Raw genomic sequence first — 22,266 nt, forward strand, 5'->3', positions numbered from 1 at the left:
ACGAGCACGCGTCCCGGCGCGCGCACCGGGGGAGAAGGAGACGACGTTGTCCGATCACGTGCTGGCGATCGACCAGGGAACCACCTCGACCCGCGCCATCGTGTTCGACCGGGAGGGCGCCGTGGTCGCCGTCTCGCAGCGCGAACACGAGCAGATCTTCCCGCGCGCGGGCTGGGTCGAGCACGACCCGGTGGAGATCTGGACCAGCACCGAGTGGGTCATCGCGTCGTGCCTCACGCGGGCTCGGATCACGGCATCCGACGTCGCGGCCATCGGGGTGACCAACCAGCGCGAGACCGCCATCGTGTGGGAGAAGCGCACCGGGCGCCCCGTGCACAACGCGGTCGTCTGGCAGGACACCCGCACTCAGCCCCGCATCGACGCGATGGCGGCCGAGGGCGGTGCCGACCGCTTCGCCGACACGACGGGGCTGCCGCTGGCGACCTACTTCTCGGCGTCGAAGGTCGCCTGGATCCTCGACAACGTGCCCGGTGCCCGAGCCGCCGCCGAGGCGGGAGAGCTGCTGTTCGGCACGCCCGACACATGGGTCGTGTGGAACCTCACGGGCGGCGCCCGCGGCGGCATCCACGTCACCGACGTCACCAACGCCTCGCGCACGCTGCTGATGGACCTGCGCACGCTCGACTGGTCGGACGAGCTTCTGGCCGTGTGGGGCATCCCGCGGGCGATGATGCCCCAGGTCCGCTCGTCGTCCGAGGTGGTCGGCCACTCGCAGCTGCCGTCGGTGCTCGACGGCGTGCCCATCGCGGGCATCCTCGGAGACCAGCAGGCGGCCACATTCGGACAGGCGGCGTTCGACGCCGGCGAGTCCAAGAACACCTACGGCACGGGCAACTTCCTGCTCGTGAACACCGGCACCGACATCGTGCGCTCGCCGAGCGGACTCATCACGACCGTCGGGTACCGCCTCGGCGACGAGCCCGCGCACTACGCGCTGGAGGGCTCGATCGCCGTCACCGGGTCGCTCGTGCAGTGGCTGCGCGACAACCTCGGCATCATCCAGCGCTCCGAAGACGTCGAGACCCTCGCCGCGAGCGTCGACGACAACGGCGGCGCATACTTCGTCCCGGCGTTCTCGGGGCTGTTCGCGCCGTACTGGCGGCCCGACGCGCGGGGCGCCCTCGTCGGGCTCACGCGGTACGTCAACAAGGCGCACATCGCCCGTGCCGCCCTGGAGTCCACGGCATTCCAGACGCGCGACGTCATCGACGCCGTCGTCGCCGACACCGGACGCACGCTCGACGAGCTGCGCGTGGACGGAGGCATGACGCGCGACGACCTGCTCATGCAGTTCCAGGCCGACATCCTCGGCATCCCCGTCGTGCGCCCGAAGGTCGTCGAGACCACCGCGCTCGGCGCGGCATACGCCGCCGGCCTCGCCACGGGCGTGTGGCGCGACCTGGACGAACTGCGAGCGCACTGGCGCGAGGACGCCCGCTTCGAACCGAGGATGCCGTCCGACGAGCGCGAACGACGGTATCGGCAGTGGCGCAAGGCCGTGTCGAAGTCCCTCGACTGGGTCGACGACGACGCCCGTGTGCTGATGGGGACGACCGAGGGCTGAGTCCGACACACCGGTCGTTGAGCGAGCGACGAAGGAGCGAGACGAAACGCCCGCACGGCGTCCAGCCGCTACTTGAGCAGCCGCGACAGGCGCCGGTCGGCGAGGACCTTTCCGCCCGTCTGACACGTCGGGCAGTACTCGAGCGAGTTGTCGGCGAAGAACACGCTGCGCACCTCGTCTCCGCACACGGGGCATTTCTCGCCGCGACGGCCGTGCACCTGCATGCCGCGTCGCTTCGCGTCCTTGAGGTCGGCAGGGGGCTTTCCGGATGCCGCCGCCACGGCATCCCGCAATGTCTCGGTCATGGCGTCGAACAGCCGCGTCACGTCGTCGTCGCTCAGCGACGAGGCGAGCGCGTACGGCGACATCTTGGCCGCGTGGAGGATCTCGTCGGAGTACGCGTTGCCCACCCCGGCGATGATCGACTGGTCGCGCAGCACGCCCTTGATCTGCGTGCGGCGGCCGGCGAGCAGCGCGGCGAAGGCATCGCGCGAGAACGAAGGGTCGAGGGGGTCGGGACCCAGCCGTGCGATGCCGGGGACATCAGCGGGGTCGCGCACGACGTAGTACGCGAGCGACTTCTTGGTGCCCGCCTCGGTGAGGTCGAAGCCGGCGCCGTCGCTGAGGGCGACGCGCAGCGCGATCGGCGTCTTGCCCGGGCGGATGAGCGTCTGGGGGAGCGCGTCGTACCAGCGCAGCCAGCCCGCCTTCGCGAGGTGGAACACGAGGTGCGGACCGGTCGTGGCGAGGTCGATGAACTTTCCGTGCCGCGCGGCGCCGGTGATCTCGGCGCCCTTCAGCGCCTCGATCGGCGGGTCGTAGGTCTTCAGCGCGGCGATGTTCGCGACGGTGGCGCGCTCGATGCGCACGCGGGCGAGCCGCTCGCCGAGGAAATCGACGAGCCCCTGCACCTCCGGCATCTCAGGCATGCGCTCATCCTGCCATGCGGGCCCGACACGCGGGTCGTGCGTGCGGGCCTCGCGCGTCAGGCGTCGAGCACCGGCCAGGGGTGCGGCATCCGGTCGTCCGTGGCGAGCAGTCCCGCGATCCAGCCGTCGTCGCGGCCTCGCGGGCCCACGAGCGCCTGGCGGAGCAGCCCTTCGTAGCGGAATCCCAGCGCCCGTGCTGCGCGCGCCGAAGCGACGTTGCCCGCCACTGCGCGCCATTCGATCCGCACCAGGCCCAGTCCGTCCGGAGCGAAGCCCCAGTCGATGACGGTCTGGGCCGCTTCACGAAGGTATCCGCCGCCGCGCGCGTCGGGCGCGATCCAGTAGCCGATCTCGCCCGAGCCCTTGCCGTCGACGCGGTAGAAGCCGATCGTGCCGATGAGGCGCTCGCCCTCGCGGATCACCCACGTCAGGTGGACGCCGCTCTCCCAATCCCGAGGCACCCGCTCGACGAAGGCCTCCGCGTCACTGCGCCGGTACGGCGACGGGATGGGAGTGAAGCGCTGGATGTCGGCGTCCTGGCACGCCTCGAACAGCGCGTCGACGTCGCCCGCTGCGGGGAGGGTCATCGCGAGCCGAGGCGTGCGCAGAATGACGGGATCCATCGCATCAAGTACGGTTCAGCGCGCGCGACGCAACAGGCCGACCCTGTCGTACACGTCGGCGAGCGTGCGGTTCGCGACTTCCTCGGCCTTCGCCGCGTTGGCGGCGAGGACGCGGTCGAGCTCGGCAGGGTCGGCGAGCAGCTCCATGGCGCGCTCGCGTACGGGACCGAACTCGTTCACGACGACGTCGGCGAGGCCCTTCTTGAAGTCGCCGTAGCCGCGGCCCGCGTACTCGTCCTCGATGGCGGGGATCTGACGACCCGTCAGGGCCGCGTAGATCACCAGCAGGTTCGAGACGCCGGGCTTGTTCTCGCGGTCGTAGCGCACCGAGCCCTCGGAGTCGGTCACGGCGCGCATGACCTTCTTGGCGGACTTGGACGGCTCGTCGAGCAGCCACAGCACGCCCGCATCGGACTCCGCGGACTTCGACATCTTGGCGGTCGGGTTCTGCAGGTCGTAGATGCGGGCCGTCTCCTGCTGGATGACCGGCGTCGGCACCCGGAACGTCTGCCCGAAGCGGCTGTTGAAGCGCTCGGCCAGGTCGCGCGTGAGCTCGACGTGCTGCTTCTGGTCGTCGCCGACCGGCACGATGTCGGTCTGGTACAGCAGGATGTCGGCGGCCATCAGCACCGGGTACGTGAACAGGCCCACCGACGTCGCGTCAGACCCGTAGCGCGACGACTTGTCTTTGAACTGTGTCATGCGCCCGGCCTCGCCGAAGCCCGTGATGGTCGACAGGATCCATGCCAGCTCGGGGTGTGCGGGCACGTGCGACTGCACGTACAGGGTCGACTTCGACGGCTCGATGCCTGCGGCGATGTACTGCGCCGCCGTGCGACGCGTCTTCTCACGCAGGTGCGCCGGATCCTGGGCGACGGTGATCGCGTGCAGGTCGACGACCGAGAAGAACGCGTCGTAGGACTGCTGCAGGTCGCGCCACTGCATGAGAGCCCCGATGTAGTTGCCGATCTGGAGCGAGTCGGCCGAGGGCTGCATGCCGGAGTACAGGCGCGGTTTGTTCATCGCTCAAGTCTATAAAGGGGATGCCGCCACCCCGCTCCCGTGCGGTGACGGGACCCGCGGGGTCAGAGCCCGATCGCGTAGTCGGCGACGACGGGGGAGTGGTCGCTCCACCGTGTGTCCCACGACGGAGCGCGCACCACACGGTAGTCCGTCACGCGCTCGCCGAGCGCCGGCGTCGCGAGGTGGTAGTCGATGCGCCACCCGGTGTCGTTGTCGAAGGCGCGCCCGCGCATCGACCACCACGTGTACGGGCCGTCGACGTCGCCATGGAATCGGCGTCCGACGTCGACCCAGCCGAGGCCGGTGCCGGTGGAGCCGTCGACGCCGGTCACCTGCGCGCCGGCCTCGCCGAAGAAGCGGTCGAAGTACGCACGCTCGCGCGGGAGGAAGCCGGCCTTCTTGACGTTGCCCTTCCAGTTACGGATGTCGAGTTCGCGGTGCCCCACGTTGAGGTCGCCCATGACGACCACGAGCGGGCTGTCGGCGGCGAGCTGCGGCATCCGCCGCTCCATGGCGTCGAGGAACGCCCACTTCGCATCCTGCTTGGGCGTGTCGGCCTCACCGGTGTGCACATAGGCGCTCACCACGACGAGCTTCTCGCCGTCGATGTCGAAATCGGCCTCGATCCAGCGGCCGGCGCTGTCGAGCGGCTCGGGACCGAGCACCCGTCGCACCTCGACCGACGGCATGCGGCTCGCCAGCGCGACGCCCGCCCGGCCCTTGGCGAGAGCCTCGTCGTTGACGACCTCCCACCCGGGCAGTGCGGCGCGCAGCTCTTCTTCGGTGGCGCGCACCTCCTGCAGCGCCATCACGTCGACATCGGCCTCGTCGAGCCATTCGAGCATGCCCTTGCGGGTCGCTGCGCGGATTCCGTTGACGTTGACAGAGGCGATGCGTACGCGGCGGGGCATGGTGAAGAGACTATCCGCCGGCTCCGACACTCAGCGTTCGCGCGGATGCCTGCCCGACGGCGCCGCCACGGGCGCGGTGGCAGGCGCGGCGGCCTCGACCTGCGACAGCTCCTGCTCGGCCGCCCGCACCGCACGGTCGGCGGCCCACGCGCGGTACCAGGGGGCCGAGTCGCGCGCGTCCTGCGCCGTGCGCAGCCGCACGCGCGCCGCGACGAGGAGGGCCTGGTGCTCGGCCGCGAGCCGCTCGGCCTCGGACTGCGGGATCAGCGGAACGTCGGCATCCTTCGCGGCGACAGCCACCCACGAGGCGGCCACCAGCATGATGATGCCGATGATGCGGAACCACAGCAGGAGCGCGATGAAGATCGCGAACGTGGCCAGCAGCGCGTTCGTGGGGGTGTAGACGAGCAGCCAGCCGGTGAAGAACTGCAGCACCGTGATCGCGCCGCCGCCGAGCAGCGCGCCCGGCCAGATGCGGCGCCACTTGAGCTGCGTGCCGGTGAGGAAGCGGATGAGGGCCGCGAGAGCGCCGCTGAAGATCACGAACGAGATCACCACCGAGCCGATGCGCGCGACGATCTCGTAGCCGTTCGACAGGTCGGTCCACCCCAGCCATCCGGACACGGTGGTGAGCGCCCACGTCCCGAACGAGGTGGCGGCGAAGCCGAGCAGCAGGGCGACGGCGAACAGCACCGCTCCGAGGAAGTCCCGTGCCTTCAGCATGAAGTAGCTGCGCAGGTCGGGCGGGAGCCCGAAGATGTCGCGGACCGCGCGACGCGTGAACGTGATGAACCCGATCGCGGTCCAGAGCAGGGTTCCCAGGGCGATCGCACCGGTGATGCCGAGGGTGGTGGCGCTGTTCGTCGCGATGGCCGCGACCTCTTCGTTCGTGAAGACGCCGCCCGACGGCGCGATGAGTCCGGGGATGTAGGAGTTGAGGAGCTGGATCAGCCCGTCGATCGCCTCCTGGCTGCCCCCGAGCCACAGTCCGACGATCGCGAATGCGACATACACGCCGGCGAACGTCGCGAACAGCGCCTGGTAGCTGACGCCGGCCGCCAGCAGGAAGCCGTTGTGCTGCAGGAAGTGCCGCCACACCCGCACCGGGAACCACGCCAGCGTGCGCTTCGTGAGTGCGCTCGCCTTGCTGATGGGTTCGTCGAACCGCTCCCGGAGCTCTTCCTGCGTCGCCTCCCAGCGCGCGCGCAGCGTCTCCTCCTCACGCTCGGCCGCATCCGCCTGATCGCGTGTCCGGACGTCGCGCTTTTCGCTCACGAAGTCAGAGTATCGACGGATGCCGTCTCACGCGGTGGACGCGGCGCTCGGGGTCGCGGCATCCCTCGCCGACCGGGTCGTGCGGAACCAGCGCAGCACGAACAGCACGGCCAGCAGCACGACGGCCGGGATCAGGAAGCCGAGGCCGAGGCTCGGACCGCCGGCCAGCACCCCGACCAGCACCGCACCGACGATGACGCCCGCGTAGTTGAAGATGTTGACCCGCGCGATGACCTGGTCGCTGTGTGCGGGGTCGAGCTCGCCCGCCGCCCCGAAGGTGACCGGCACGACGGCGCCCACCGCGACGCCCGCCAGGCCGAAGCCGACCACCGCGGCGGCTGCGAAGGGGAGGAGCGCCACGAGCAGGCACCCGACGATCGAGACGAGCGTCGCGATGAGGACGAGCCGAACCCGGCCGATCCGCGGCAGCAGGCGGTCGGTCGCAAGTCGGGTCACCAGGATGCACGCCTGATAGACCGCGTACCCGAGCGGCGCGACCCACGCGAGCGCCTGCAGGTTGTCTTGCAGGTAGACGGTGCTCCAGGTGCTGACCGACGAGTCCACGACGAAGACCGCGAGGATGACGACGCCGAACGCCCAGATGCCGGCGCGGGGGAGCTTCGAGCGCTCCGCCTTCGGGAGCGCCTCGTCGACCGGCACGTCCTGAGCGAACAGGCGTGTGCCGACGAGCGCGACGGCGAGGATCACGACGGCGGCGACCGTGATCGCGACGCCCGCACCGACCGCCGAAGCAGCCACGCCCGAGACGAGCAGCGCGCCGGCGATGGCGGCTGCCGTGTAGCCCGCGAAGAATCCGCCCATCAGCGAGCGTCCGTACGAGCGCTGCACCAGCATACCCTGCATGGCTGAAGCCGCGTCGACGCAGCCGAGCCCGACGCCGTACACCGCCAGGGCGCCCACGAACACCGCGAACGGCGTCTCGAACGCGATGACGGGGAGCAGCGCGGCCTCGATGATGAGTCCCGTGGCCAGCGCCGCACGGCTGCCCCAGCGCACCGCCACGAGGTCGGCGAGCACCGATCCGAGCGCCGCGGCGACGCTCACGCCGAGGAGGATCAGCGAGATCGTCATGTCGTCGACCTGCTGCCGCTCCTTCAGGGCGGGCAGCGACGTGACGAGCACGGCATACCCGAGCGCCTGGGCGGCGTAGGCGGCGGTGACGGAGATCCGCGAGGCACGCGGCATCCGCCCGATCTCACGCTGTTCCCGGTCGCTCCGTTGCGACGTGGTCATGTGCGTCCTTCTCGCGTCAGCGGGCGAGGCGCGCGGGTGCGGTCATCGGGTGCCGCCGCGCAGGACGGCCTGCTTGACCTCGGCGATCGCCTTCGTCACCTCGATGCCGCGGGGGCACGCCTCGGTGCAGTTGAAGGTGGTGCGGCAGCGCCACACGCCCTCCTTGTCGTTGAGGATGTCGAGGCGCACATCGCCCGCGTCGTCGCGCGAGTCGAAGATGAAGCGGTGTGCGTTGACGATCGCGGCGGGGCCGAAGTACTGGCCGTCGGTCCAGAACACGGGGCACGACGAGGTGCACGCGGCGCACAGGATGCACTTCGTGGTGTCGTCGAAGATGGCGCGGTCGGTGATCGACTGGATGCGCTCCTTGCCGGGCTCGGGCGTCGAGTTGGCGATGAGGAACGGCTGCACCTCGCGGTACGACGCGAAGAACGGCTCCATGTCGACGACGAGGTCCTTCTCCAGCGGCAGACCCTTGATGGCCTCGACGTAGATGGGCTTCGAGATGTCGAGGTCCTTGATCAGCGTCTTGCAGGCCAGGCGGTTGCGGCCGTTGATACGCATGGCGTCCGAGCCGCAGATGCCGTGGGCGCACGAGCGGCGGAAGGTGAGCGAGCCGTCGACCTCCCACTTGATCTTGTGGAGGGCGTCCAGCACACGGTCGGTCGAGTACAGCTCGACGTCGTAGTCCACCCAGCGCGGCTCTTCGTCGACCTCGGGGTCGAACCGGCGGATGATGAACGTGACGAGGAACGACTGGATGCCGGTGTCGTTGGTGGTCTCGGTAGCGGAATCCGCGTCGGCGACGAGCGTCATCAGTACTTCCTCTCCATCGGCGGGTAGTTCAACTCGCCCTTCTCGTTCTTCGTGAAGACGACGGGCTTCCAGTCGAGACTGATGTGGTCCGCCGCGTCGGACGAGTGGGGGTCGCCCGTGAGGTAGGCCATCGTGTGCTTCATATAGTTCTCGTCGTCGCGCGTCGGGAAGTCGTCGCGCATGTGGCCGCCGCGGCTCTCTTTGCGGTTGCGGGCGGCGTACACGACGACCTCGGCGAGGTCGAGCAGGAAGCCGAGCTCGACCGCCTCGAGCAGGTCGGTGTTGAACCGCTTGCCCTTGTCGTCGACGTGCACGTTGCGGTAGCGGTCGCGCAGCTCCTCGATGACCTCGAGCACCTCGCCCAGCGACTCGTCGGTGCGGAACACCTGCGCCTTGCGGTCCATCTCGTCCTGCAGCGTCTTGCGCAGGACGGCGATGCGCTCGGTGCCCTGGTTGTTGCGCAGGCCCTCGATCATGTTGCGGACCTCGGCAGCCGGGTCTTCGGGCAGCGGCACGAAGTCGGCGGTCTTGACGTACTCGACCGCGTTGCGGCCGGCGCGCTTGCCGAAGACGTTGATGTCGAGCAGCGAGTTCGTGCCCAGGCGGTTCGAGCCGTGCACCGACACGCACGCGCACTCACCGGCGGCGTACAGGCCGGGGACGACCGTCGTGTTGTCGGCGAGCACCTCGGCGGCGGTGTTGGTCGGGATGCCGCCCATCGCGTAGTGCGCGGTCGGCATGACCGGGACGGGCTCGACGACGGGGTCGACGCCCAGGTAGGTGCGCGCGAACTCGGTGATGTCTGGGAGCTTCGTCTCGAGCACCTCGGCGCCCAGGTGCGTGCAGTCCAGCAGCACGTAGTCGCGGTGCGGACCGGCGCCGCGGCCCTCGGCGACCTCCTGGACCATGCAGCGGCTGACGATGTCGCGCGGGGCGAGGTCCTTGATGGTCGGTGCGTACCGCTCCATGAACCGCTCACCGGTCACGTTGCGCAGGATCGCTCCCTCGCCGCGCGCACCTTCGGTGAGGAGGATGCCCAGCCCGGCCAGCCCCGTCGGGTGGAACTGGAAGAACTCCATGTCTTCGAGGGGCAGGCCCTTGCGCCAGATGATGCCGACGCCGTCGCCCGTGAGGGTGTGGGCGTTGGAGGTCGTCTTGAAGATCTTGCCGAAGCCGCCGGTCGCGAAGATGACGGCCTTCGACTGGAAGACGTGCAGCTCACCGGTGGCCAGCTCGTACGCCACGACACCGGCGATCTGCTTGGCCTTGCCCTCGCCGACGGTGATGAGGTCGAGGACGTAGAACTCGTTGAAGAAGTTGATGCCGAGCTTGACGCAGTTCTGGAACAGCGTCTGCAGGATCATGTGGCCGGTGCGGTCGGCCGCGTAGCACGCGCGACGCACGGGCGTCTTGCCGTGGTCGGCCGTGTGGCCGCCGAAGCGTCGCTGGTCGATCTTGCCGTCCGGCGTGCGGTTGAACGGCAGACCCATGTTCTCGAGATCGATGACCGCGTCGATGGCCTCCTTGGCAAGGATCTCGGCAGCGTCCTGGTCGACCAGGTAGTCGCCGCCCTTGACGGTGTCGAAGGTGTGCCACTCCCAGGAGTCCTCTTCGACGTTGGCCAGCGCCGCCGCCATGCCGCCCTGCGCCGCGCCGGTGTGCGAGCGGGTCGGGTAGAGCTTCGTGATCACGGCGGTCTTCGCGCCGGGGCCGGCCTCGATGGCCGCCCGCATGCCGGCGCCGCCGGCGCCGACGATCACGATGTCGAACTGGTGGTAGTGGACGCCGTCCTTGACGTAGGAGTCGATGGTCTCAGTGCTCACGCTGATGCTTTCGATGTCGATGCCCGGGGATGCCCGGCCGTTATCCGCAGATTCCGATGATGACGTCGGACGCCGTCTCGGGGTCGAAGCCGATGCACGGGTCGAACGTGAACACGACGAGCGTGCCGAGGACGATCAGGAATGCGGCGGCGAGCCACAGCGCCCACACCAGCACGCGGCGGGTGCCGTTGTGCGTGACGTAGTCGTTGACGATCGTCCGCATGCCGTTGGCGCCGTGGATGAGCGCGAGCCACAGCATCAGCACGTCCCACCACTGCCAGAACGGGGTGGCGTACTTGCCGGCGACGAACGCGAAGTCGATGCCGTGGATGCCCTCGCCGACCATGAGGTTGACGAACAGGTGGCCGAAGATGAGGACGACGAGCAGCACGCCTGAGGCGCGCATGTACATCCAGCCCCACTTCTCGAGGTTGGGGCCCTTGCGGCGGACGGCGGCGCGCGGCGCGCGCGGGTCGGCGATGGCGGTCATCAGTGCCCCCCTGCCGGTGCGAACGCGAGCATGAGGTGGCGCGGGGCGAAGCCCAGCATCGTCACGGCCCACAGGCCGATGACGCCCCACCACAGCTGCCGCTGGTGACGCGTGGCCCAGGGCCAGAAGTCGACGAGGATGATGCGCAGGCCGTTGTACGCGTGATACGCGATCGCGGCGACGAGAGCGACCTCGCCGAGCGCCATGATCCAGTTCTTGTACGTGCCGATGACCGCGTCGTACGCCTCGGGCGAGACGCGGATGAGCGCCGTGTCGAGGATGTGCACGAGTAGGAAGAAGAAGATGGCGACGCCGGTGATGCGGTGCAGCACCCACGACCACATGCCTTCGTTCCCGCGGTACAGGGTGCCGCGGGGGACTCGGGAAGTGGTCTCGGATACCGACGGTGTGACGCGTGCTGGTGCAGACACGGCCGTCCTCCCTGATTGGAACCTGTGCGTTCATCCTATTCCCGTCGCGCTGGACTCGGGGATTAGGGGCGCCTAACTTCTCTCGATATCGAGATATCTCCGCGGTCAGGCGTGCGTCCGTGGAAAACCTGACGAAACCCTTTGCCCTCCGACTCGGCGGCTCCTACCGTTTGTTGCGCAAGCGAACATATGCGCCGCCCGGCGGCGCATGACAACCGACAACGATGTCAGGAGATCTCCCATGCGCCGATCGATCAGATCGCTGCTGGTGGCCACGGCCGCCGCGACCGCTCTCGTCCTGCCGCTGTGCGCCGCGACCGCGGCCAGCGCCTCGCCCCCCGGATTCAGCAACGCCGACAAGGACTCCCTGCGCAACCAGGCGCCGCGGGACCTCGCCATCGGCAGCGCGGTCTGGGCCCAGCAGCACCTCGTCGGCTACGACGCCGCTGCGCCGACCGAGTTCCAGGAAGTGCTCGCCGGTCAGTTCTCGTCGCTGACGCCCGAGAACGACATGAAGTGGGACGCCGTCCACCCCGCGCCGGACGTCTACGACTTCACGTCGGCGGACGCCCTGATCGCATTCGCCAAGGCGAACCACCAGCAGGTGCGCGGACACACGCTGCTGTGGCACAGCCAGAACCCGGCGTGGGTGACGGCGGCCAGCGCCACCTGGACGTGCGACGATGCGCGGGCCGTGCTCGAGGACCACATCCGCACCGTCGTCGGCCACTTCAAGGGCGAGATCTACGAGTGGGATGTGGCCAACGAGATCTTCCAGGACGAGTGGGACAACGGAGGCGTGAAGCTGCGCACCACGGCGAACCCGTTCCTGAAGGCGTGCGCCGCGGACCCGGTCGGGCTGCTCGCCGATGCGTTCCGCTGGGCGCATGAGGCCGACCCCGACGCGGTGCTGTTCCTCAACGACTACAACGCCGAGGGCATCAACGCGAAGACCGACGCCTACTACGCGCTGGCGCAGCAGCTGCTCGCTGCCGGCGCACCGCTCGGCGGCTTCGGCGCGCAGGGGCACCTCAGCCTGCTGTACGGCTTCGACACGTCGATCCAGGCCAACTTCGAGCGCTTCGCCGCGCTGGGCCTCAAGGTGGCCGTGACGGAGGCCGACGTGCGCATCCCGCTGCAGGCGGGCGAGACGGGCCCGACGCCCGAGCAGGTCGCGGTGCAGGCGGAGCGCTACGACGCCATGCTGCAGGCGTGCCTCAACGTGACGGCGTGCTCGTCGTTCACGGTCTGGGGCTTCTCTGACGCGTATTCGTGGGTCCCGGGCGTCTTCCCCGGCGAGGGCTGGGCGACGATCAGCGATGAGGAGTTCACGCCGAAGCCGGCCTTCGACGCGCTCCTCGGCTCGCTGCACGACGCGACGCCCGGCACGTCGCCGCGGCGCTGATGCGGTCGGCGCGACAGAGGCGGGGACGCGTCCGCCTCTGTCGCGCCGTGATCGCGGGTAGCCTCGTTGACATGCCTGGACCCATCGACGACTTCTACGCCGTGATCCCCGCGGGCGGGATCGGCAGCCGTCTCTGGCCGCTGTCGCGCGCCGACGCGCCGAAGTTCCTGCACGACCTCACGGGCTCGGGGCGCACGCTGCTGCGCGACACCTGGGACCGCCTCGAGCCGCTCGCCGGACCCGACCGCATCGCGGTCGTGACCGGGCGCGCCCACCGCGCGGCGGTCGAGAAGGAGCTGCCGGGCATCGCCGACCTCAACGTCTTCCTCGAGTCCGAGCCGCGCGACTCGACGGCCGCGATCGGCCTCGCCGCCGCGGTGCTGTCGCGGCGCGAGCCCGACGTCATCATCGGCTCGTTCGCCGCCGACCACGTCATCCGGGTGCCGCAGCTGTTCGAGTGGGCGGTGAATCAGGCGGTGGCGACGGCCCGCGAGGGGTACATCTGCACGATCGGCATCCAGCCCTCCGAGCCCTCGGTCGGCTTCGGCTACATCAAGAAGAGCGATGCCCTTTCGGTCGACGGCGCACCCGAGGCGGCGCTCGTCGAGAGCTTCGTCGAGAAGCCCGACCTCGAGACGGCGAAGGAGTACTTCGCCGACCGCAACTACCTGTGGAACGCCGGCATGTTCATCTCGCGCGCCGACGTGCTGCTGGGCGAGATCGCCGAGAACGAGCCGCAGCTGTACGCCGGCCTCATGGACCTCGCGGAGGCCTGGGACGACCGGGACGCGCGCGGCCCGGCCGTGGACCGCATCTGGCCGACGCTGAAGAAGATCGCGATCGACTACACGGTGGCCGAGCCCGCCGCCGCGAGGGGGCGCCTTGCCGTCATCCCCGGCCATTTCGACTGGGACGACGTGGGCGACTTCGCGAGCCTCGCCAAGCTCAACTCGCACGGCCGCAAGAACGACCTCGCGATCCTCGGCGAGAACGCCCGCATCCTCTCCGACGCCGCCAGCGGCATCGTCGTCAGCCAGACGCGTCGCGTGATCAGCCTCATCGGCGTGCGCGACATCGTCGTGGTCGACACCGAGGACGCGCTGCTGGTCACGACGAGCGAGCACGCCCAGCGCGTGAAAGGCGTCGTCGACGCTCTCAAGCTGAGCGGGCGCGGCGAGGTGCTCTGACGCCGCGACGTCGGGAACCCGGATGCCGGGGGCCGCGGCATCCCGTGCTCATTTGAGCACCATATTGCGGTCTTGCAACATTTCGCGAACAGTGCCCCGCACAGCATGCAACCGCGCCGACACAGTGGGTAACTTTGTGCAGTCCCCGTGAAGGACGCGGGGGGAATCCTGTGGAGGCTGAGTTGACCATCTCACGCACCAAGAAGCTCGCCGGCTTTGCAGCCGCCGCGGGCATCGCCCTGGTCCTCGCGGGCTGCGGCACTGCGCCCGAAGACACGTCGTCGACCGGCGACGCGGGCAGCGACCTCGTCGAGGGCTTCAAGCCCTGCCTCGTGTCCGACGCGGGCGGCTGGAACGACAAGTCGTTCAACCAGTCGGCGAAGGAGGGCCTCGACTCCGCGCTGGACGAGCTGGGCGTCGAAGGCCTCGAGCTCGAGTCCACCTCCGAGAACGACTACGCGCCCAACATGGAGACCGCCGTCTCCGAGGGCTGCACCCTGATCATCTCGGTCGGCTTCAACCTGTCGGCCGCGACCGTCGAGTCGGCCAACGCCAACCCCGACGTCAACTACGCGATCATCGACGACTACGCCGACACCGACTTCGACGGCACCACGGACGCCCCGAACATCAAGCCGCTGGTCTTCAACACGGCTGAGGCGGCCTACCTCGGCGGCTACGCCGCGGCGGCATGGTCGGCGCAGGACGGCGTGAACAAGGTCGGCACCTTCGGCGGCATGCAGATCCCGTCGGTCGCCGTCTTCATGGACGGCTTCCAGCTCGGCGTCGAGAAGTACAACGAAGACAAGGGCGGCGCCGTCGAGGTCTTCGGCTGGGACATCGAGACGCAGGAGGGCTCCTTCACCGGCGGCTTCGACGCGAACGACACCGCCAAGCAGACCGCTCAGGGCGTGCTCGACCAGGGTGTCGACGTGATCCTGCCCGTCGGCGGCCCGATCTACCAGAGCGCAGCGGCGGCCATCGCCGACAGCGGCACCTCGACCGTCATGATGGGTGTCGACAGCGACCTCGCCGTCGCCGACGACAGCGTCGCCGACATCACGCTGGTGTCGATCATGAAGGCGATCGACGTCGCCGTGCACGACACCGTCGTCTCGGCCTCGACGGGCGACTTCGACGTGGCGCCGTACATCGGCACGCTCGAGAACGAGGGTGTGAAGCTCTCGAGCTTCCACGACTTCGAGTCGCAGCTGCCCGAGGGCCTGCTGGACGAGCTGGCCACGCTGCAGGAGCAGATCATCGCCGGTGACATCACGGTGGAGTCGCCGAACTCCCCGTGACACACGGCTGAAGCGGCGGTCGGTCGGATGCGCGCATCCGGCCGGCCGCCGTCCTTTCTGCTGAAGAACGGACTGGATAAGGTGCAGATATGAAGCTCGAGCTCCGCGGGATCACGAAGAGATTCGGCAGCCTCGTCGCCAACGACCACATCGATCTCACGGTCGAGCCGGGGGAGATCCACGCCCTGCTGGGCGAGAACGGCGCCGGCAAGTCCACGCTCATGAACGTGCTGTACGGCCTGTATCAGGCCGACGAGGGCGAGATCCTCCTCGACGACGTGCCGCAGGGCTTCCGCGGCCCCGGCGACGCGATGGCCGCCGGCATCGGCATGGTCCACCAGCACTTCATGCTCATCCCGGTGTTCACCGTCGCCGAGAACGTCATGCTGGGGCACGAGGACACCAAGGGCATCGGCGCCCTGGACCTCGCCAAGGCACGCGAGCACGTGAAGACGGTCGCCGCCCGCTTCGGCTTCCAGATCGACCCGGACGCGCTCGTCGGCGACCTTCCCGTCGGCGTGCAGCAGCGGGTCGAGATCATCAAGGCCCTCTCGCGCGACGCCAGGGTGCTCATCTTCGACGAGCCGACGGCCGTGCTCACGCCGCAAGAGACCGACGAGCTCATGGCGATCATGCGCCAGCTCCGCGACGAGGGCACCGCCATCGTGTTCATCACGCACAAGCTGCGCGAGGTGCGCGAGGTCGCCGACCGCATCACCGTCATCCGCCTGGGCAAGGTCGTGGGCGAGGCCGAGCCCACCGCGACCAACGCCGAACTGGCCTCGCTCATGGTCGGCCGCGCCGTCGAGCTCACCGTGCACAAGGACCCGCCGAAGGTCGGCGAGGGAGGCCTGGAGGTGCGCGACCTCCGGGTGCTGACGCCGGGCGGAGCGATCGTCGTCGACGACGTCAGCTTCGACGTGCGACCCGGCGAGGTCCTCGCCGTCGCCGGCGTCCAGGGCAATGGACAGACCGAGCTGGTGGAGGCGATCGTCGGACTCGCCGCACGCGTCGAGGGGTCGATCACCCTCGGCGGCGTCGAGCTCGTCGGGCGCGGCGTCCGGGGCATCCTCGACGAGGGTGTCGGGTTCGTGCCCGAGGACCGCAACGAGGACGGACTGGTCGGCGGGTTCTCCGTCGCCGAGAACCTCATCCTGGACCGCTCGACCGATCCCGCGTTCGTGCGAGCGGGCACGCTGCGCCGCGACGCGCTGGCCGAGTTCGCGCGCGAGCGCATCGCGGAGTTCGACATCCGCGCACAGGGGCCCGCCACGCCTGCTGGGACGCTGTCGGGCGGCAACCAGCAGAAGGTCGTGATCGCGCGCGAGATGAGCCGCGATCTGCGCCTGCTCGTGGCCGCACAGCCCACCCGCGGCGTGGATGTCGGCTCCATCGAATTCATCCACAAGCGGATCATCGAGACGAGGGATGCCGGCATCCCGGTCATCGTCGTCTCCACAGAGCTCGACGAGGTGAGCGCCTTGGCCGATCGCATCGCGGTGATGTACCGGGGCACGATCGTGGGCATCGTGCCCGGTGACACTTCACGCGAGACGCTCGGCCTCATGATGGCCGGAGCAACGGACCCGGAGGCGGCGGCATGAGCCACAGCACCACTCCGGCCGGCGACCCGTCGGCCGGCCTTCCCCCCGAGCAGCTTCCCCCGGTGTCGGGCCCCCTGACGGGGCACGAGCAGGGGCCGCCCCGCACGAGCATCTTCGTGAAGGAGCTGCTGCGCGGCAGCGCCGTCACCACGATCCTCGCGATCGTGCTGGCGCTCATCGTCGGCGGCATCCTCATCGCCCTCACCGACGAGGACGTGCAGACCGCGTCGGGCTACTTCTTCGCCCGGCCCGGCGACACCTTCGTCGCGATCTGGCAGTCGGTGTACGGCGGCTACGAGGCGCTCTTCCGCGGTGCCGTGTTCAACTACAAGGCGCCCGACTTCGCCGCCCAGATCCGGCCGCTGACCAACGCGCTCGGCTTCGCCGCGCCCCTGATCGCCGCCGGCCTCGGCGTGGCGCTCGCCTTCCGCGTGGGCCTGTTCAACATCGGTGCACGCGGCCAGATGCTCATCGGCGCGATGTTCGCGGCGCTGTTCACCTTCCACATCGATCTGCCGATGTGGCTGCACCTTCCCCTGACGCTCATCGCGGGCATCGTGGGCGGTGCGCTGTGGGGCGGTCTCGTCGGCGTCCTCAAGGCCCGCACCGGCGCGCACGAGGTGATCCTCACGATCATGCTCAACTACGTGGCGTACTACCTGCTGCTGTGGATGATCCGCACGCCCGGCCTGCTGCAGCGCGAGGGCACCAACCAGCCGATCACCGCCGCCACGCCCGAGACGGCGCGGTTCCCCGACCTGTTCGGGCCGCGGTTCCCGCAGCTCGACTGGGGCTTCGTCATCGTCATCGTGGCGACCGTCGTGGTCTGGTGGATCATCGAGCGTTCGAGCCTCGGCCTGCGCATGCGCGCGGTCGGCGAGAACCCGCACGCCGCCCGCGCCGCGGGCATCAGCGTGCAGCGCATCTACATCTACGCGATGCTCTTCGCCGGGGGCCTCGCCGGTCTTGCGGCGATGAACCAGGTGCAGGGCTCGGTCACGACGGGCTTCACCGCGGCGATCGACGCCGGCATCGGCTTCGACGCCATCACCGTGGCGCTCCTCGGACGCAGCCGCGCGTGGGGCACCTTCGCCGCCGGCATCCTGTTCGGCGCTCTCAAGGCGGGCTCGTTCTCGATGCAGGCGCAGGGGATCCCCGTCGACATCGTGCTGGTCGTGCAGTCGCTGATCGTGCTGTTCATCGCCGCGCCCCCGCTGCTGCGGGCGGTGTTCTTCCTTCCCAAGACCGATCAGGAGAAGGCTGCGCAGGCCCGCGCCAAGGCTGCCAAGCAGCGAGCCAAGGCCGTCGAAGACAAGGCGGTGGCATGATGACCACTCTCGCTCCCCAGGAGGCAGCAGACGGCACGGTCCAGCTGGCCACGGTCCGCGAACGGCACTTCAAGGTGCCGATCGTGCTGGCCGCGGCCACGGTGCTGCTCGCGGCGCTCTTCTTCTTCGTCCCGCGCGACGGCACCAGCAGGTTCCGGCTCGACGGCGGTCTCGGCGAGATCGCGGTGCCCACCGCGGCCACGAGCTGGATCGTCGTGGGCCTGCTCGTGGTGTTGACGGCGTGGGCCTTCTTCGACGCGTGGTCGTACCGCCGTCCGGCGCTGTGGCTCACGATCGTCTTCGGTGTGCTGGCGGTGTTCGCGTTCCTCGTGTGGGCGGCTGCCGGCGGTCTCGTGCCGGTGACGAGCCTCCTGTTCGGCGCGATCTCGCTGTCGGTGCCTCTCGTCTTCGGCGCCCTCGGCGGCGTGATCGGCGAACGCGCGGGCGTCGTCAACGTCGCGATCGAGGGGCAGCTGCTGCTGGGCGCGTTCTCGGCGGCGCTGCTCTCGAGCATCACCCACAACCCGTTCATCGGCTTGATCGGCGCGATGATCGGCGGCGTGCTGGTCTCGTTCGTGCTGGCGGCGTTCGCCATCAAGTACCTCGTCGACCAGGTGATCGTCGGTGTCGTGCTCAACGTGCTGGTGACCGGGCTCACCGGCTTCCTCTACGGCGCGCTGCTCGTCCCCAACGAGGACGCCCTGAACCGTCCGGTGCGATTCGGCCGCTGGGAGATCCCGTTCCTCAGCGACATCCCCGTCATCGGTCCGGTGCTGTTCGACCAGACCTTCATCGTGTACCTCATGTACATCACGGTCGCGGTCGTCGCGTGGGCCCTGTACCGCACCCGGTGGGGCCTGCGGCTGCGCGCCGTCGGCGAGCACCCCCAGGCGGCCGACACCGTCGGCATCCGCGTGAACCCGACACGGTTCTGGAACGTCTCGCTCGCGGGCGCGATCGCCGGCATCGGCGGCGCCTACTTCACGCTCGTGTCGGTGCCGCAGTTCGGCAAGGAGATGACCGCGGGCCTCGGCTTCATCGCCCTCGCCGCCGTCATCTTCGGCCGCTGGGATCCGATCCGCGCCAGCCTCGCGGCGCTGCTGTTCGGCTTCGCGACCAACCTGCAGAACCTGCTGACGATCCTCAAGACCCCGATCCCGAGCGAGTTCATGCTGATGCTCCCGTACATCGTCACGATCCTCGCCGTGGCGGGCTTCGCCGGGCAGATCCGCGGTCCTGCCGCCGCGGGCAAACCATACATAAAGGGATGAACCGACCCGTGACCGATATCGACTGGGACGAGCTGCGTGCCGCGGCGACCGATGCCATGCAGCGCGCATATGCGCCGTACTCGCGCTACAAGGTGGGGGCGGCGGCCCTCGTCACCGACGGACGCATCGTGACCGGCTGCAACGTCGAGAACGCCTCGTACGGCGTGACCCTGTGCGCGGAATGCGGCCTGGTGAGCGAGCTCGCGATGACCGGCGGCGGGGGGCTCGTGGCGTTCGTGTGCGTCAACGGCCACGGCGACACGATCATGCCGTGCGGCCGCTGCCGTCAGCTGCTGTACGAGTTCGCGATCCCCGGCATGCTGCTCGAGACGGTGTCGGGCATCCGCACCATCGACGAGGTGCTGCCCGACGCGTTCGGTCCGCGCGACCTCGAGGAGGCCTCCCGATGACGCCCGAGGCGCCTGAACTGAGCGAGGGACGAGTCGAAGCGTACGATGCCGTCGACGTCATCCGCGCCAAGCGCGACGGGGGAGCGGTGCGCGAGCCCGCGCTGCGGTGGATGGTCGACGCGTACACGCGCGGCTACGTCGCCGACTCGCAGATGGCGGCGTTCGCGATGGCGGTGCTGCTCAACGGCATGACGCGCGACGAGATCCGCGTCATGACCGACGCCATGATCGCGTCGGGCGAGCGCATGAGCTTCGCCGACCTCGGCAAGCCGACGGTCGACAAGCACTCCACGGGCGGCGTGGGCGACAAGATCACGCTGCCGCTCGCCCCGCTGGTGGCGAGCTTCGGTGTCGCGGTGCCGCAGCTGTCGGGCCGGGGCCTCGGCCACACCGGCGGCACGCTCGACAAGCTGGAGTCGATCCCCGGCTGGCGCGCGGCGCTGTCGAACGACGAGATGTTCGCGCAGCTGCGCGACGTGGGCGCCGTGATCTGCGCCGCCGGCTCCGGTCTCGCGCCGGCCGACAAGAAGCTCTACGCGCTGCGCGACGTCACCGGCACCGTCGAGGCGATCCCGCTCATCGCGTCGAGCATCATGTCGAAGAAGATCGCCGAGGGCACCGATTCGCTCGTGCTCGACGTGAAGTTCGGCTCGGGCGCCTTCATGCAGGACCTCGACCGCGCGCGCGAGCTGGCCCGCACGATGGTCGAGCTCGGCACAGACTCGGGCGTCGCGACGACGGCGCTCCTGACCGACATGAACACGCCGCTGGGCCTGGCGATCGGCAACGCGAACGAGGTGCGCGAGTCGGTCGAGGTGCTCGCCGGCGGCGGCCCTGCCGACGTCGTCGAGCTCACGGTGGCCCTCGCACGCGAGATGCTCGCGCTGGCCGGTCAGCCGGACGCCGATGTCGAGGCAGCCCTCGCGGACGGTCGTGCGATGGACGCGTGGCGCGAGATGATCCGCGCTCAGGACGGGGATCCGGATGCCGCCCTGCCGGCGCCGAACGAGACCCACACCGTGACGGCATCCCAGGCCGGCTACGTCACGCGGCTCGAGGCCCTGCCGTTCGGCATCGCCGCCTGGCGCCTGGGCGCAGGGCGCGCGCGGGCGCAGGATCCGGTGCTGCACGCGGCGGGCATCGACCTGCACGTCAAGCCGGGCGACCAGGTCGCCGCCGGACAGCCGCTGTTCACCCTGCTGGGCGAGGATGCATCGAGGTTCGACCGGGCCCTCGACGCCGTCGACGGCGCATGGTCGATCGGGGCGGAGGCTCCGGCGACCACGCCCCTCGTCCGCGAGCGCATCACTGCCTAGACTGTTCAGTCGCGCCGGTTCGCGGCACCCAATTCTCACCCACCCCCTGCGATCGCCCTCGAGGAGAACCCCATGCCCATCGACCAGCACGGCGACGCCATCCTCGACGGGGTGTCGATCCGCAGCCTGCCGAAGGTCTCGCTGCACGACCACCTCGACGGCGGCGTGCGTCCGGCGACGATCATCGAACTCGCCGACGAGATCGGCCTCGACGTCCCCGAGTCCGACGCGGACGACCTGGCGGACTGGTTCGCCGACAAGAGCGACTCGGGCTCGCTCGTCGAGTACCTGAAGACGTTCGACCTCACGATCGCCGTGATGCAGACCCGCGAGGGTCTCACGCGCGTCGCCCGTGAGTTCGTCGAGGACCTGGCCGCCGACGGCGTCATCTACGGGGAGGTGCGCTGGGCCCCAGAGCAGCACCTGACCCGCGGCCTGTCGCTCGACGAGGTCGTGGCCGCCGTGCAGGAGGGCATCGAGGAGGGCGAGGATGCGGCCGAGAGCCGTGGCCACGACATCCGCGTAGGGCAGCTCATCTCGTCGATGCGTCACACCGACCGGTCGCTGGAGATCGCGCGCCTCGCGGTGGACTGGCGGACGCGCGGCGCGGTCGGCTTCGACATCGCGGGCCCCGAGGACGGGTTCCCGCCGTCGCGCCTGCGCGAGGCGTTCGACTACCTCGCGTCGGAGTTCTTCCCGGCGACCGTCCACGCCGGCGAGGCCGCCGGGCTCGACTCCATCCGCTCGGCCCTCATCGACGGACGCGCGCTGCGCCTCGGCCACGGCGTGCGCATCGCCGAGGACCTCGAGGTCGTCTCGCGCGCCGGCGAAGAGGTGCTCGTGCAGTTCGGCGACCTGGCCCGCTGGGTGCGCGACCGTGAGATCCCGCTGGAGCTGTCGCCGTCGTCGAACCTGCAGACCGGCGCCATCGAGCGCTGGGGCACGACCCTCGAGGACCACCCGTTCGACCTGCTGTACCAGCTGGGCTTCGCCGTCACGGTGAACGTCGACAACCGCACGATGAGCCGCACGTCGCTCACGCGCGAGCTGGCCCTGCTCGCCGAGACGTTCGAGTACGGTCTCGACGACCTCGAGGCGTTCCAGCTCAACGCCGCCGCGGGCGCGTTCCTGCCCGTCGAAGAGCGCGAAGAGCTGATCGACCTCATCGCCGACGGCTTCGACGCCTGATCGCGAGCGTTCGAGAGAGTGGATGCCGGGCGCCCGGCATCCACTCTCTCGCTGGTTCTGCCGCGAGCGCACCGGCCGGACTCGCGAAGATCTGGG

At 69.6% G+C, this 22,266-nt stretch carries 20 protein-coding genes; 10 read left to right on the plus strand and 10 right to left on the minus strand.

All coding sequences use genetic code 11. The features are described 5' to 3' along the window. Positions 1-46: 46 nt before the first annotated feature. Complete coding sequence (glpK, locus tag JNB62_RS12650) at positions 47-1,585, plus strand: glycerol kinase GlpK (RefSeq protein WP_220301244.1); 1,539 nt, start codon at positions 47-49, stop codon at positions 1,583-1,585. A gap of 68 nt (positions 1,586-1,653) precedes the next feature. Here glpK and JNB62_RS12655 read toward each other — a convergent pair whose 3' ends face one another. The 10 genes from JNB62_RS12655 to sdhC all read right to left on the minus strand — a co-directional run bounded on the left by JNB62_RS12655 (position 1,654) and on the right by sdhC (position 11,160). Next, positions 1,654-2,514 carry an Fpg/Nei family DNA glycosylase gene (locus tag JNB62_RS12655; protein ID WP_220301245.1) on the minus strand — a complete coding sequence of 287 codons (861 nt, stop codon included), beginning with the start codon at positions 2,512-2,514 and terminating at the stop codon, positions 1,654-1,656. Between the two features lie 56 nt (positions 2,515-2,570). Beyond that, positions 2,571-3,137, minus strand: coding sequence for a GNAT family N-acetyltransferase (locus JNB62_RS12660; RefSeq protein WP_220301246.1), 567 nt, complete (start codon positions 3,135-3,137; stop codon positions 2,571-2,573). 15 nt (positions 3,138-3,152) lie between these two features. Next, complete coding sequence (gene trpS, locus JNB62_RS12665) at positions 3,153-4,160, minus strand: tryptophan--tRNA ligase (protein WP_220301247.1); 1,008 nt, start codon at positions 4,158-4,160, stop codon at positions 3,153-3,155. 62 nt (positions 4,161-4,222) lie between these two features. Next, on the minus strand, positions 4,223-5,071 hold the full coding sequence (locus tag JNB62_RS12670; protein WP_220301248.1) for an exodeoxyribonuclease III: 849 nt from the start codon (positions 5,069-5,071) through the stop codon (positions 4,223-4,225). Between the two features lie 30 nt (positions 5,072-5,101). After that, entirely contained in the window at positions 5,102-6,346 is a 1,245-nt protein-coding gene (locus tag JNB62_RS12675) for a YihY/virulence factor BrkB family protein (RefSeq protein ID WP_220301249.1), read from the minus strand. A gap of 27 nt (positions 6,347-6,373) precedes the next feature. Next, positions 6,374-7,600 (minus strand): MFS transporter, encoded by a 1,227-nt coding sequence (locus tag JNB62_RS12680; protein WP_220301250.1) that lies wholly within the window; start codon positions 7,598-7,600, stop codon positions 6,374-6,376. Between the two features lie 42 nt (positions 7,601-7,642). After that, positions 7,643-8,416 carry a succinate dehydrogenase iron-sulfur subunit gene (locus JNB62_RS12685; RefSeq protein WP_141892911.1) on the minus strand — a complete coding sequence of 258 codons (774 nt, stop codon included), beginning with the start codon at positions 8,414-8,416 and terminating at the stop codon, positions 7,643-7,645. Then, positions 8,416-10,239, minus strand: coding sequence for a succinate dehydrogenase flavoprotein subunit (sdhA, locus tag JNB62_RS12690; RefSeq protein WP_220301251.1), 1,824 nt, complete (start codon positions 10,237-10,239; stop codon positions 8,416-8,418). Before sdhA ends, JNB62_RS12685 begins: the two co-directional genes overlap by 1 nt. A 40-nt stretch (positions 10,240-10,279) precedes the next feature. Next, entirely contained in the window at positions 10,280-10,729 is a 450-nt protein-coding gene (locus JNB62_RS12695; protein WP_220301252.1) for a succinate dehydrogenase hydrophobic membrane anchor subunit, read from the minus strand. Continuing rightward, complete coding sequence (gene sdhC / locus JNB62_RS12700) at positions 10,729-11,160, minus strand: succinate dehydrogenase, cytochrome b556 subunit (RefSeq protein ID WP_220301253.1); 432 nt, start codon at positions 11,158-11,160, stop codon at positions 10,729-10,731. Before sdhC ends, JNB62_RS12695 begins: the two co-directional genes overlap by 1 nt. A gap of 241 nt (positions 11,161-11,401) precedes the next feature. Here sdhC and JNB62_RS12705 point away from each other — a divergent pair, with 241 nt between their 5' ends. The 9 genes from JNB62_RS12705 to JNB62_RS12745 all read left to right on the plus strand — a co-directional run bounded on the left by JNB62_RS12705 (position 11,402) and on the right by JNB62_RS12745 (position 22,170). Beyond that, positions 11,402-12,565, plus strand: coding sequence for an endo-1,4-beta-xylanase (locus tag JNB62_RS12705; protein WP_220301254.1), 1,164 nt, complete (start codon positions 11,402-11,404; stop codon positions 12,563-12,565). Positions 12,566-12,636: 71 nt separating this feature from the next. Next, the gene (locus tag JNB62_RS12710) at positions 12,637-13,752 is read left to right on the plus strand and encodes a mannose-1-phosphate guanylyltransferase (RefSeq protein WP_220301255.1); all 1,116 of its coding nucleotides are present in this window, start codon (positions 12,637-12,639) and stop codon (positions 13,750-13,752) included. A 182-nt stretch (positions 13,753-13,934) separates the two neighbouring features. Beyond that, positions 13,935-15,053, plus strand: coding sequence for a BMP family lipoprotein (locus JNB62_RS12715; RefSeq protein ID WP_220301256.1), 1,119 nt, complete (start codon positions 13,935-13,937; stop codon positions 15,051-15,053). 89 nt (positions 15,054-15,142) lie between these two features. Next, the gene (locus JNB62_RS12720; protein ID WP_220301257.1) at positions 15,143-16,657 is read left to right on the plus strand and encodes an ABC transporter ATP-binding protein; all 1,515 of its coding nucleotides are present in this window, start codon (positions 15,143-15,145) and stop codon (positions 16,655-16,657) included. Further along, the gene (locus JNB62_RS12725; RefSeq protein WP_220301258.1) at positions 16,654-17,985 is read left to right on the plus strand and encodes an ABC transporter permease; all 1,332 of its coding nucleotides are present in this window, start codon (positions 16,654-16,656) and stop codon (positions 17,983-17,985) included. The genes JNB62_RS12720 and JNB62_RS12725 overlap by 4 nt, the downstream gene beginning before the upstream one ends. Further along, positions 17,982-19,256, plus strand: coding sequence for an ABC transporter permease (locus JNB62_RS12730; protein WP_374450903.1), 1,275 nt, complete (start codon positions 17,982-17,984; stop codon positions 19,254-19,256). The genes JNB62_RS12725 and JNB62_RS12730 overlap by 4 nt, the downstream gene beginning before the upstream one ends. Before the next feature lie 8 nt (positions 19,257-19,264). Continuing rightward, a complete protein-coding gene (locus tag JNB62_RS12735; RefSeq protein WP_220301259.1) occupies positions 19,265-19,666 on the plus strand; it encodes a cytidine deaminase in 402 nt (133 codons plus the stop codon). Then, on the plus strand, positions 19,663-20,982 hold the full coding sequence (locus tag JNB62_RS12740; RefSeq protein WP_220301260.1) for a thymidine phosphorylase: 1,320 nt from the start codon (positions 19,663-19,665) through the stop codon (positions 20,980-20,982). The genes JNB62_RS12735 and JNB62_RS12740 overlap by 4 nt, the downstream gene beginning before the upstream one ends. A gap of 72 nt (positions 20,983-21,054) precedes the next feature. Next, complete coding sequence (locus JNB62_RS12745) at positions 21,055-22,170, plus strand: adenosine deaminase (protein WP_220301261.1); 1,116 nt, start codon at positions 21,055-21,057, stop codon at positions 22,168-22,170. Positions 22,171-22,266 lie beyond the last annotated feature (96 nt).

The organism is Microbacterium jejuense (assembly GCF_019511665.1).
GTDB classification, from domain to species: Bacteria; Actinomycetota; Actinomycetes; order Actinomycetales; family Microbacteriaceae; genus Microbacterium; species Microbacterium jejuense_A.